General features: G+C 60.4%; 9 protein-coding genes. 4 read left to right on the top strand and 5 right to left on the bottom strand.

Translation table 11 applies throughout. The annotated features are described in order from the left end of the window. Window positions 1-270 precede the first annotated feature (270 nt). Together ruvB and ruvA are read right to left on the bottom strand one after the other, a co-directional pair. Window positions 271-1,281, bottom strand: coding sequence for a Holliday junction branch migration DNA helicase RuvB (ruvB, locus tag LA321_RS09555; protein ID WP_042070381.1), 1,011 nt, complete (start codon window positions 1,279-1,281; stop codon window positions 271-273). A gap of 8 nt (window positions 1,282-1,289) precedes the next feature. After that, window positions 1,290-1,904 carry a Holliday junction branch migration protein RuvA gene (ruvA, locus tag LA321_RS09550; RefSeq protein ID WP_042070383.1) on the bottom strand — a complete coding sequence of 205 codons (615 nt, stop codon included), beginning with the start codon at window positions 1,902-1,904 and terminating at the stop codon, window positions 1,290-1,292. Window positions 1,905-2,163: 259 nt separating this feature from the next. On the opposite strand from ruvA, the gene LA321_RS09545 reads away from it, so the two are divergent. Beyond that, on the top strand, window positions 2,164-4,173 hold the full coding sequence (locus tag LA321_RS09545; RefSeq protein ID WP_042070385.1) for a methyl-accepting chemotaxis protein: 2,010 nt from the start codon (window positions 2,164-2,166) through the stop codon (window positions 4,171-4,173). 90 nt (window positions 4,174-4,263) lie between these two features. Here the strand turns inward: LA321_RS09545 and LA321_RS09540 are convergent, their stop codons facing one another. The 3 genes from LA321_RS09540 to LA321_RS09530 form a co-directional block, all read right to left on the bottom strand. Beyond that, window positions 4,264-6,243 (bottom strand): bifunctional 2',3'-cyclic-nucleotide 2'-phosphodiesterase/3'-nucleotidase, encoded by a 1,980-nt coding sequence (locus tag LA321_RS09540; RefSeq protein ID WP_042070387.1) that lies wholly within the window; start codon window positions 6,241-6,243, stop codon window positions 4,264-4,266. Between the two features lie 132 nt (window positions 6,244-6,375). Continuing rightward, a complete protein-coding gene (lysE, locus tag LA321_RS09535) occupies window positions 6,376-6,984 on the bottom strand; it encodes an L-lysine exporter (RefSeq protein WP_026457605.1) in 609 nt (202 codons plus the stop codon). Between the two features lie 199 nt (window positions 6,985-7,183). Beyond that, window positions 7,184-7,966, bottom strand: a complete 783-nt coding sequence (locus tag LA321_RS09530) for a LuxR family transcriptional regulator (RefSeq protein WP_026457604.1) — start codon at window positions 7,964-7,966, stop codon at window positions 7,184-7,186. 62 nt (window positions 7,967-8,028) lie between these two features. On the opposite strand from LA321_RS09530, the gene LA321_RS09525 reads away from it, so the two are divergent. The 3 genes from LA321_RS09525 to LA321_RS09515 all read left to right on the top strand — a co-directional run bounded on the left by LA321_RS09525 (window position 8,029) and on the right by LA321_RS09515 (window position 11,904). After that, window positions 8,029-8,679: an acyl-homoserine-lactone synthase gene (locus LA321_RS09525; RefSeq protein ID WP_082043384.1), complete on the top strand. Its 651-nt coding sequence runs from the start codon at window positions 8,029-8,031 to the stop codon at window positions 8,677-8,679. Window positions 8,680-8,896: 217 nt separating this feature from the next. Next, the gene (locus tag LA321_RS09520; RefSeq protein WP_042026604.1) at window positions 8,897-9,796 is read left to right on the top strand and encodes a LysR family transcriptional regulator ArgP; all 900 of its coding nucleotides are present in this window, start codon (window positions 8,897-8,899) and stop codon (window positions 9,794-9,796) included. Window positions 9,797-9,882: 86 nt separating this feature from the next. After that, window positions 9,883-11,904 (top strand): exoribonuclease II, encoded by a 2,022-nt coding sequence (locus tag LA321_RS09515; protein WP_042070389.1) that lies wholly within the window; start codon window positions 9,883-9,885, stop codon window positions 11,902-11,904. The last annotated feature ends 227 nt before the right edge of the window (window positions 11,905-12,131 follow it).

Raw genomic sequence — 12,131 nt, 5'->3', positions numbered from 1 at the left:
ACCTGTTTATTGGAATCGAAGATGAAAAAGTTTGTTGCTAAAACCATCAGCTACTACAAGCTTTCTTTTGTTCAACTCTATCAATTGAACCGACTCTGAGAGCTCGCGACGGCTCACTCGTTTTTTTCCGGTCTGTATCCGGACGTACTCACTGGTTGTGAACATCCATCCTGAATTGTCTTTGCCCACCGCATCCGCCGTGGGCTTTTTTTTTATCCCGCCAATAAAAAAACCGCCGTTGGCGGCGGTTTTCTAATCAAGTGTCTGTTTTCACTTCTCATCTGGCCGCTGAAGGCCGAAATGGGCATAGGCTCGCGTGGCCGCTATCCGCCCTCTGGGAGTGCGTTGCAGATATCCCTGCTGGATCAGGTAAGGCTCCAGCACATCCTCGATGGTATCTTTCTCTTCCCCGATGGCGGCCGCCAGATTATCAAGCCCCACAGGCCCCCCCATAAACTTGTCGATGACAGCCAACAATAGCTTGCGGTCCATGAAGTCGAACCCCTCGTTATCCACGTCCAGCATGTCCATGGCACGGGCTGCAATGGGGCCGTCAATCTTGCCGTCAGACTTGACCTGGGCAAAATCCCGCACCCGCCTTAACAAACGATTAGCAATTCGCGGGGTGCCGCGAGAACGACGGGCCACCTCGATGGCACCATCCTCCGACATGTCGAGCCCCAGGCAGCGGGCACTGCGGGAGACGATGTCGGTGAGATCCTTGACGTTGTAGAACTCCAGCCGCTGGACGATACCGAAGCGATCCCGCAGCGGGCTGGTGAGAGAGCCGGCCCGGGTGGTTGCCCCGATCAGGGTGAAGGGGGGCAGGTCGAGCTTGATGGAGCGGGCCGCCGGCCCCTCCCCTATCATGATGTCGAGCTGGTAATCCTCCATGGCCGGGTAGAGCACCTCCTCCACCACGGGGCTCAGGCGGTGGATCTCGTCGATGAACAGCACATCGTTGGGCTCGAGGTTGGTGAGCAGCGCAGCCAGATCGCCGGCCTTTTCCAGCACCGGACCCGATGTGGTCTTGATGTTCACCCCCATCTCGTTGGCGACAATGTTGGCGAGGGTCGTCTTGCCCAGACCCGGCGGGCCGAAGATCAGCAGGTGATCGAGGGCCTCTCCCCGTTGCCGCGCCGCCTCGATGAAGATCTCCATCTGTTCGCAGACGGTATCCTGGCCCGTGTAGTCGGCCAGTTTCTTGGGGCGAATGGCCCGATCGATAATGTCATCCTCACGGGCGGCACTTGCCGAGATGAGACGATCCGCTTCAATCATCGACTACCTCACACCAGACTACGCAGGGATTCACGGATGATCTCTTCCACCGACATGCCATCGGCGGCGATCTTGCTGACGATCTGGCTGGCCTGCTGTGGCTTGTAACCAAGGGCCACCAGCGCGCTGGCCGCCTCTTCTGCCGCATCCGGCGCCCGCAGGGCCGGTTCGCTGGCAGGCAGGGGCACGGCCGCCGGCGAGAAGAGATCGTGGCTGACCCAGCCCTTGAGCCTGTCCTTCATCTCGACCACCAGCCGCTCCGCCGTCTTCTTGCCCACCCCGGGCAATTTGACCAGAGAGCTTATCTCCTCGCGCTCGACACACAGGACAAACTGGCTGGCAGTCATGCCGGAGAGAATGGCCAGCGCCAATTTGGGGCCCACACCGTTGGTCTTGATCAGCTCGCGAAACAGTGCCCGCTCCTGCTTGTGGTTGAAGCCATAGAGCAGCTGGGCATCTTCACGCACCACGAAATGGGTCTGGATGGTCGCCTCCTGGCCGATATCCGGCAGGTCGTAGAAGCAGCTCATGGGCATCTGCACCTCGTAGCCGACCCCGCCAACCTCCAGCAAAACCTCGGGGGGCTGCTTTTCAATGACAATGCCTCTCAAGCGACCGATCACGGCTCTCTCCTTACCAATACGACGATTCGAAAATTGGTTCATAGCATAAAGAATAACTGGATAAGTATCCAGCATAGGCCTTACACCACCGGGTGGTCAGAGCGGCTTTTTATGCCTTTCACCACCATGCTTTCCTTATTGGTTACAAGGCACGGGCGATCCCTGCCACGCCGCAGGCGTTGTGCCGGAACATAAACGACTACACTGAATCCGTTCGGAACTCTGTTCGATCCAGTGTCGATACCAAGGAAGGCATCAGATGAAAATTGTCACCACATTCACCCTGGCGCTCACCATACTGCTCGCTTGCACCCTGGGTATGGGCGCTGCGGGCTGGTATGGCAGTCAGCGGCTGGAGGCACTGCTCTCCTACGTGCTGGGCGCAGCCTGGCAAACCGCGGACGGCGCCATGGAGGGCTCCATCGAACTGGGCAACCAGCAACTCCATATCCAGAAGATGCAAAACGGCACACCCCTTGATCGTCCGGCCCTCGATGCCGCCAGGGCCACCGCCGACGATGCACTGTCCCGGGTCGCCCAGGGCAAGCTGATCGACGACAGCACCATCGCCGCCATGACGCAGCGCAAGCAGGAGTATCAGCAGCAACAGGAAAAACTGCTGGGCCTCCATGACAGCTATATCGAGGTGGATAAGGCGCTGCGGGATAACGCCGAGCGCATGGAGCGTATTTCGACCCAGCTGGAAGTGATCGGCGATGGCGCCGTCGAGGCGCTCACCCAGTCCCCCGACCAGCTCATCAGCTGGAATGGCGGTCTTGCCACCCGCTGGGAAGCCGCCGATGGCGGTATGGAGGCCAACATCGGTTTCTTGCGCCAACTCTATGCGCTGGAGAAGATGCGCAGCCAGGGCGTCACCCCCGCCATCAGGGAAGAGCTCAAGGAGGCGACCGATTTCTACCAGAGCGCCGTTGATCGCATGCTGGCCACCGGGTTGTTCGACAGCGAAGGGAGCGGCGAATTTGCCGGCCAGTCGCTGGCCAGCCAGTACCGCACCCTGATGTCACGGCACCATCAGCTGCTGGAGACCTGGACTTCGGCCCTGAGCGCCTATCAAATCCAGCAAGCTAGCTACGAAGCCAGTGCCGATGAGCTGCAAAAACAGCTGGTTGATATCGAAGCCCAGGGGGACGCCACAGTGGAAGATCAGGTCGCCCGGCTGCACGACATCATCGGCCATACCCACGGCCTGTTGCTGACCGGTCTGGTGTTGAGCCTGATTGCGGTCATCCTCTGCGGGTTCTGGCTGACCCGCACACTGGTGGCCCCGCTGCTGCAGGTCGACAGGCGGATGCAGGACATAGCGGCAGGGGACGGAGACCTCAACGTACGCATCAACCTGCAGCGGGATGACGAGATTGGCTCGCTGGCCAACAGCGTGGATCGCTTCATCGAGAAGCTGCAGCAGATGATAAGTTCGACCATGGACAACAACCAGCACATCAGTGAGCACGTGCACACCTCGGTCAACCGGGTCGAAGCCATCAGCCAGAGCAGCCGCCAGACGGCGGAACACGCCCAGGCGCTGCATCAGGACAGCGAACAGATGGTGCAAGTGGCCACTCACATCTCGGACAACTGCAGCATGGCCGCCCAGAATGCCAACGACGTACGGCAGCTGACCGTCGAGAGCAGCCAGTATATGGCGTCCGCCACCACGGGCATGCAACGCATGGTGACGGAGGTGGGCGAGTGCGCCATCGCCATCAACTCCCTCAAGGAGCAAGCGGGCCAGATCGGCCAGATCATCTCCACCATCAGCGGTATTTCCGAGCAGACCAACCTGCTGGCCCTCAACGCCGCCATCGAGGCCGCCAGGGCCGGAGAAATGGGTCGCGGTTTTGCGGTGGTGGCCGACGAGGTACGTACCCTGGCCAGCCGCACCGCCGCCTCCAGCGCCGAAATCAGCCAGGTGATCAGCAGCATCCAGCAGCAGACGGAGACGGCCTACCTGATGATGCAGCGCAACATGAAGACGGTGGAGTCAGGGATGCAGGATTCCGAGAATACCAGGCAGATCCTGTTTCGGGTGGAAGAGGCCATCGACCGGCTGGCCACCATGGTGCAGCAGGTAGCCGATGCCACCGGCCAGCTCTCGCTCACCCTGAGCAGGTCTTCCGACAAGGTATCGGGGATCAGCCAACAAGCCAGAACCGGCGAGCAGGAGGCCCAGGAGTGCCTGCATATCGCCTCCTCCCTCCATCAGGTCAGCTTGCAACAACAGAGCCTGCTCTCCCAGTTCCGGGTCTGACCCGGCCACAGAAACGAAACATACCAGCCCGGACAAACGGGCTGGCATGTTGTTTTCTACTGGCCGAAGTCTGTCTCCGGCCATGCCCTGTTACTGGCGAACCAGACGGTAGATGGCGTAACCGGGATGCTTCGCATCATCCATCGGCAAAGTGGACTGATAGGCCAGATCCGCCCCAGCCACCGCCTTGGCCTCCTCGCGGGGAGAGGAGTAGAGGCGTACATCGACGCCCGCAGGCAGCGCCTTCATGTGCCAGTTGTTGTCGGCCAACGGACTGAAGCCCTGGGGCTGGCTGGCCGAACGTGACTTCAGGTACCGGGCCACAATTTCACGTGTCTCGAAGGGATCTTCGTGGACGATATTGCCACCATCCACTTCCGGGAAGTGGCCGCCACCGCTGGCGCGGTAGTTGTTGGTCACCACGTAGAATTTCTGGGCCGGATCGACGGGCTTGCCGTTGAAGGTCAGCTTGCCTATCCGCTCGCCCTCGCTCACCTTGACCCCTTCCTTGTTGTAACGGGCGGGCTGGGTGATATCCACCTCGTAGCTGACCCCGTCGATCACGTCGAAGTTGTAGGTGGGGAAACTCTCGTTCACCAGCCACTGCACCTCGCGGCTGGCGGGATCCACCCGGTTGAACTGGCCGGCACTCATCTCCAGCCACTCCTTGACGGTGGCCCCGTTCACCTCGACCACCTGCAAGGTGTTCGGATAGATGTAGAGATCAGAGACGTTGCGCAGGGAGATATCCCCCGCCGGCACATAGGTGAAGTCAGTGATGCCGTTGCGACCGCCACGAAACGGCGCCGCCGCCGAGAGGATCGGATAAGGCTCCTTGAGCAGGCCATCCTTTTGCAACTGTTCGGCATGCCGGCGCTGGGCATCGCTCACCAGTTGCACCGAGGGATCGTCCTGCACCAGGGCGAAGAAGCTGTGGATGGGGTTGGTGATCTTGCCAAGAGGACGATCCAGCCACTGGTTGGTGCCCTCATGGTCTGCCTTGACCAGCTCGGTGACTCGCGCATCCACCTTGCTCCCTTCGCTGGCATCGATCTGGCGCAGGCTGGCCTGGCTCTGCTTCACCCGCCACTTGCCATCCACCTGTTCCAGCTTGAGGTCGATGATGCCGAGGTGATTGCCCCAAAAGCCCGGCATCACGGTTGGTACACCACTCAGGGTGCCGGCCTGGTTGTCCACCTCCGGCAGATTGGGGAAGTCCCCCGGGAAGTTCTTGTGGGCATGACCCAGCATCAGGGCATCTATACCTTCCACCTTGGCCAGGTGCCAGGCGGCATTCTCCATCATGGCCTCGTAACTGCCGGCATTGATGCCGGTGTGCGCCACCACGACCACCAGATCGGCTCCCTTGGCGCGCAGCTCGGGAATATAGTGGTTCGCGGTCTCGACCATGTCGGCCACCACTACCTTGCCCTGCAGGTGACGCTTGTCCCACTGCAGTACCTGCGGCGGGGTCAGGCCCAGAATGCCGACCTTGACGGTCTGTGGCTGCCCCTTGTCATCGGTCACCTGACGCTCCAGCAGCAGGTAGGGGGTGAACTTGTTGCCGCTCCAGTCGATCTTGCCCTCTCCATCTCGCTTGAAGGCATCGGCTGCGAACACGTTGGCATTCACGTAGGGAAACTTGGCCCCTTGCAGCACCTTGCCGAGGTAATCCAGCCCGTAGTTGAACTCGTGGTTGCCCAGGTTGCCGGCGTCATAACCCAGCTCGTTCATCGCCTTGAACACGGGATGCGCCTGCTTGTCGAGGTAGCCCTCGCCCGCTTGCTCAAAGATGTAGTCGGCCAGCGGCGAGCCCTGGATCAGGTCGCCGTTGTCGAGCAGCAGGTTGTTGGGGTTTTCGGCGCGGGCCTCCCGGATCAGCACGGCAGTACGGGAGAGGCCGAATTTGCGATCTTCCTTGTTCTGGTAGTAGTCATACCCCAGCACATTGGAATGAATGTCGGAGGTCTGGATAAGCCGCAGCGAGACCACGCCAGGCTGCGCCTTCTCCTGTTGTTCTGCTCCGCAGGCTGATAGCAGCACGACGGAGGCGATAACCCCTAACTTCATGGTTTTATTCACTGGGTACTCCTGATCTAACCAGATCTCATAATGGAGTACTGAAATTTATCAGAAGAAAGTGACTCAGACAGGTATCGAGGCCCATTTTTATGACCTAGGACCATAAAAACAGCCGCCAGCCTAGCGTCCCATAGCAAGTTGCAGCGCCAGGGCCAGCATGATGAGGCCCACCAGCAGATCGATCCCTTGCTGCACCTTCCCCCTGGCCAGCCAGGGCGCCAGTGCCGCCGCTCCCAGCGCCAGGGAGTAGAACCACACCAGAGACGCCAGCATGGCACCGGCGGCAAAGGCCGGACGCAGCGGTTCAATCACCTGGCTGCCGAGGGAACCGAGCAGCATCAGGGTATCCAGATAGACATGAGGATTGAGCAGAGTAACCCCCAGGGTCATGGCGAGCACGCTTCTGGCGCCCATCAACTGCGGCGAATCCGCCAGTCCCTCTCCCTGGCCGCGCCAGGCACTGCGCAGGGAGCGCACGCCAAACCAGCCAAGAAACAGCACGCCCCCCCAGGTCAGCACCGTCAGGCCGACCGGGTTGGCGGCGATCAGATTGGCGCCGCCAAAGACCCCGATGGCAATCAGAACCAGATCACAAAAACTGCAGAGCGTTGCCGTCAGCAGATGGTGATTGCGATGAATGCCCCGACTAAGCACAAACGCATTCTGGGCACCGATGGGGATGATCATGGCAAGGCCGAGGGTAAAGCCTTGCAGAGTGGTCGCGAGCATAAGAGTACCGAGGGTAGTGATGAGTGAGTGGCACTATAGCGGGGGCAAATCATCCAGAGAAATTCATTGATTTACTGGTTGATTCATTTTGCTAATAACCCATCACACCCTTTTGCAACCGCTTGTCAATTACCGGATCTGACAATTGTGGCCTCCCCGATGACGGCAGGAGAATCCAGCAAACTGGTCAGGATACGCACTATTGCAACACCATGGGGAAGTTGGTCACCACCACCTGCTCCAGGTTCGGCAACAGCAGACCACTGCTGACCCCCTTGGCCACGGCCTGATAACGGTTCATGGAGCCGGTTTTGCGAGTGACCTGATTGAGATGGTAATTCACTGTGCGCTCGGTAATCCCCAGGATGCAGGCGATCTCGTTCGAGGTTTTCCCTTCGCTGGCCCAGAACAGGCACTCGGTCTCCCGATCGGTCAGAGGCTCCTTGTCCAGGTTCTCCACCATGCTGAGGCGCACGATGCGAATAGCCGCCTCGAAGATGTAATTGGACATCCAGGAGAGGATCGGCGAGGACTCCAGCAGCAGATCGCTCGACGCTCGCTCGGAGGTGATGAAGGAGAGGATGCCGTTTTCACCGGCAGCCCCGTGCAGCGGGAAGGAGATGCCATTGCGCAACCCGAACTCGGCGGCCAGCCCCATCACGTCCATGCTCCCTTCCTGCAGGAAACGGGCGCGCTCATCCAGCCGGTTCCAGTAGATGGGCAGGGTCTGTTTGCGTGCCAGCTGGATCACGGGATCGCTGGCCAGCATGTTGTGTTCGGTATAGGCCTGAACCCAGGAATCCGGACACTGGTTGAACAGCACCACTTTGGGCCTTTGCATCGACATCGGCATGATCAACGCGAAGCGGAAATAGTCGTACCCCATCCCGAGCGAGAAGCTGCCGATCAGCTCGGACAACCGGTTGCCATCCGTCACCGTACTGAAATGTTCCAGATACTCAAGCAGTTGGTCTCTTGTCATATAAAAGCCCCCTTGGCCAGACATGTGATTATAACCGCGAATAACAAGAGAGAGAGTCCATGATGTTGGTTTTCAGAGGGAAATTGAGAGAACACCCGCGAAAAGAGGTCGAAAGTGAACTTTATCGCTTTCGAAACGACGTTTTTTCCGACCGACTCGGCTGGGATGTGGAGTCCCGTCAAGGACTTGAGCGAGACAGCTTCGACACCCCCGACACTCACTGGGTGCTGATCGAGGATGAGCAGGGAGTGTGTGGCTGCATCCGCCTGCTCAACTGCGCCGATGCCTACATGCTCCCGACCATTTTTCCCGCCGCCCTGGCCGGTGAACGCCCGCCATGCAGCCCGCAGATCTGGGAACTGACCCGGCTGGCCATCGACGCCTCCCGCGCCCCGCGCATGAGCAACGGCGTCAGCGAACTGACTTGCGTCATCTTCCGCGAGGTCTACGCCTTCGCCCTGGCGCACGGGATCCGCGAGCTGGTCGCCGTGGTCAGTCTGCCAGTGGAGCGCATCTTCCGCCGTCTCGGCCTGCCCATCGAACGCCTCGGCCATCGCCAGGCCGTCGATCTGGGAGCGGTTCGGGGCGTCGGTATCCGCTTCCATCTGGATGAACGCTTTGCCCGTGCCGTTTCCCAACCCCTGCTCGGTCATTACCAGCCCCATAGTCGTCCTGCTCAATCCCAACCACATCCGCTGGCCGCATCATCATAAAAAATCCCGGGAAACAAGCCCGGGATAAACGCATCGCTATGAGCCACATCAGGCAGCCACTGCCCGTGCGGCGATGTGCAGTATCCTCTCTGAACCGGTTAACCACTACTGTAAAAAATCACACTAGCGGCCTTGCCCCACTCTCATCGCAACCGGTCATTGTTGTCCGGATCCGGCTCGCGTAGAGTCTGCCACGGGATCAAGACAGGGAGATGGCATGAAAGAGCTGGACTACAAATTGCTGCGGGCACTGGATGCGGTACTGCAGGAGCAGAATTTCGAACGGGCGGCCAGATCGCTGCACCTCACCCAGTCCGCCATCTCGCAGCGGATCAAGCAACTTGAACAGCAATTTGCCGAACCCCTGCTCATCCGTAGCCAGCCGCTGCAGGCCACCCCCCTCGGCCAGAAACTGCTGGCTCACTATCGCCAGGTGCACCAGCTCGAGATTGAACTGGCGGGCGAGTTGACCCCGGCTACGCCGCAAGGCCCCATCCGCATCAGCATTGCCGTCAACGCCGACAGCCTGGCTACCTGGTTCCTGCCCGCCATCGCCCCTTTGCTGGAGCAACACCCCATCGAACTCAATCTGCTGGTGGATGACGAGAGCCGCACCCTCGACAAGGTACGCGAGGGGCAGGCGTTTGGCGCCATCAGCCTGCAATCCCAGCCGCTGGCGGGCTGCTGCATCGACGAGCTGGGCGAGATGCACTACCTGCTCACCGCCAGCCCCGCTTTCGTCGCGCGCCACTTCCCCAATGGCCTGACCCGGGAAGCGCTGGCCAAGGCCCCTGCGGTGGCGTTCGATCAGCGCGACGACATGCACGTCAGCTTCATGCGCCGCCACTTCGGGCTGGAGCCCGGCGGCTATCCCTGCCATACGGTGCACTCGTCGGAGGCCTTCGTCACCATGGCCGAGCAGGGGCTGGCCTGTTGCCTCATCCCGGAATTGCAGATCCGCCAGCATCTGGCCACGGGCAGCCTGGTCAATCTCAGCCCGGACCAGCGCCTGACAGAGCGACTCTACTGGCACCGATGGGTACTGGAAAAAGGCATCCACAAACAGCTCTCCCTGAGGCTGATTGACTACGCCCGTTGCCAGCTGCAACCAAGCTGAAAAGGCCATTCACCTTGGCTTTGGAGGGCTAAAAACGTATAGTGCTGGGCGTTTCTTCATCAGGTCTCCACTCAGGTTCCTCACTTATGTTCCAAGACAATCCGCTGCTGGCCCAGCTCAAGCAACAAATCCGCGAAAACATCCCCAAGAAAGAGGGTGTTATCCGCGCCTCCGATAGGGGCTTCGGCTTTCTGGAGGTCGATGAGAAGACCAGCTATTTCGTGCCGCCGCCCTACATGAAGAAGGTGATGCACGGCGACCGGGTGACCGCCCTGATCCGTACCGAAAAAGAGAAAGAAGTGGCCGAGCCGGACGAGCTGCTGGAGCAATCCATCACCCGCTTCGTGGCCCGGGTCAAGATGTTCCGCGACCGCCTCAACGTGGTAGCCGACCATCCGCTCATCAAGGATGCCATCAAGGCCCGCGTCAAGAAGGGGCTGGACGAAAAAGAGTTCAAGGAAGGGGACTGGGTAGTCGCCACTCTCAAGCGCCACGCCCTGGTTGACGGCAACTTCTCCGCCGAGATCACCCAGAAGATCGCCTCCCAGGAAGATCACAACGTACCCTGGTGGGTGGTGCTGGCGCGCCACAACCTGGCCCAGGTCGAGCCGGCGGATCTGCCGGAGTGGAAGGTGATCGAAGAGGAAGAACTGCCCCGCCGCGATCTGACCCAGGTGCCCTTCTTCACCATCGACGGCGCCAAGACCAAGGACATGGACGACGCCCTGGCCATCACCAAGCTGGACAACGGCTGGGAGCTGCTGGTCGCCATCGCCGACCCGACCGCCTACGTGGCCGAAGGGAGCGAGCTGGACAAGGAAGCCGCCCAGCGCGCCTTCACCGTCTACATGCCGGGCCGCAACGTGCCGATGATCCCGCGCACCCTCTCCGACGAGCTCTGCTCCCTGAAAGAGGGCGAGGAGCGCAACACCCTGTGCGCCCGCTTGCTCATCACCGAGGATGGCCTGCTGCAGGAGGAGACCGAGTTCTTCGCCGCCCGCATCTGCTCCCACGCCCGCCTCAACTATGACGACGTCTCCGACTGGGCCGAGCACGGCAAAGAACTGGATATCGACGCAGGCGTCTTGGCCCAGCTGCCGCTGATGAAGGCGATGACGGAGGCGCGCATCGCCTGGCGCACCGAGCATGCACTGGTATTCCCGGATCGTCCCGACTACGACTTCGAACTGGGCGAAGATGGCGAAGTGCTGGCCATTCACGTCGAACCACGCCGCATCGCCAACCGCATGGTGGAAGAGTCGATGATCGCCGCCAACATCTGCGCCGGCCGCGTGCTGGGCAAGACCGTCGGCTACGGCATCTTCAACGTCCACACCGGCTTTGACGAGGAGTCCCTCGACGGCGCCATCGACCTGCTGAAAAGCGCAGAGGCTCCGTTCGAGAAGGAAGAGATCGCCAGCCTGTCCGGCTTCTGCGCCCTGCGCCGCTGGATCGACGGCCTCGATACCCGCTGGCTGGACGGCAAGATCCGCCGTTTCCAGAGCTATGCCCTGATGTCCTCCGAGCCGGGTGCCCACTACGGCCTGGGTCTGGATGCCTACGCCACCTGGACATCACCTATTCGCAAATACGGCGACATGGTCAACCATCGCCTGCTCAAAGCCGTCATCGCCGGCAAGACCCCGGGCGAGCGCCCGAGCCAGGAGCTCACCGAACATCTGACCGCCTGCCGCCGCCTGCACCGCATGGTGGAGCGCGACATCGGCGACTGGCTCTATGTGCGCTACCTCAAGGCTGCCGCCGGTACCGATCAGGTGTTCAACGCCGAGATCATCGACGTGATGCGTGCCGGCCTCAAGCTGCGCCTGCAGGAGAACGGTGCCGTGGTGTTCATGCCCGCCCGCCACATCCTGGACAACAAGGAGCGCCTTGAGTGCAACTGGGACAACGGCCGCGTCTATCTGGACAAGACCGAGGTAGTCTACGAGCTCGGCCAGATCATCGAGGTGAAGCTGACCGAGGCGGTGGAAGAGACCCGCTCCCTCATCGCCAAGCCGGCGGTGGAACTGGTGCCGGGTCCGGCGCCGGTCGCACCGGCAGCCGAAGCCGATGCAACCCCGGCCGAAGAAACGCCCAAGGCAGAGTAAACACCTGTCAACTTATAGAAAAAGCCCGCCATTGTGCGGGCTTTTTTATGTCCCTGATGCCTGCTCTCCTCGTTCAGATCATGCTTTCTCACCTGCTAACGACCCAGTCGCCCCCTTCAGGCAAATTGCGACCGTCTCCCAACCTTAAAGCAGCAGAATTTATGCGCACTGGCTCTCTTTTTTAATATTTCAATCAATATATTAGAGGGAGTGTATATATACTCGCT

Origin of the sequence: Aeromonas enteropelogenes (assembly GCF_020097295.1) — a bacterium.
Lineage (GTDB): Bacteria > Pseudomonadota > Gammaproteobacteria > Enterobacterales > Aeromonadaceae > Aeromonas > Aeromonas enteropelogenes.
Note: the sequence above shows the minus strand (reverse complement) of the source record. Positions and strands in the feature narration are given on the sequence as shown.

Bases quoted from the DNA above. Each gene is read 5' to 3' on its own strand.
- ruvB (WP_042070381.1), bottom strand. From the start codon at position 1,281: ATGATTGAAGCGGATCGTCTCATCTCGGCAAGTGCCGCCCGTGAGGAT.
- LA321_RS09545 (WP_042070385.1), top strand. From the start codon at position 2,164: ATGAAAATTGTCACCACATTCACCCTGGCGCTCACCATACTGCTCGCT.
- LA321_RS09540 (WP_042070387.1), bottom strand. From the start codon at position 6,243: ATGAAGTTAGGGGTTATCGCCTCCGTCGTGCTGCTATCAGCCTGCGGA.
- lysE (WP_026457605.1), bottom strand. From the start codon at position 6,984: ATGCTCGCGACCACTCTGCAAGGCTTTACCCTCGGCCTTGCCATGATC.
- LA321_RS09530 (WP_026457604.1), bottom strand. From the start codon at position 7,966: ATGACAAGAGACCAACTGCTTGAGTATCTGGAACATTTCAGTACGGTG.
- LA321_RS09525 (WP_082043384.1), top strand. From the start codon at position 8,029: ATGTTGGTTTTCAGAGGGAAATTGAGAGAACACCCGCGAAAAGAGGTC.
- LA321_RS09520 (WP_042026604.1), top strand. From the start codon at position 8,897: ATGAAAGAGCTGGACTACAAATTGCTGCGGGCACTGGATGCGGTACTG.
- LA321_RS09515 (WP_042070389.1), top strand. From the start codon at position 9,883: ATGTTCCAAGACAATCCGCTGCTGGCCCAGCTCAAGCAACAAATCCGC.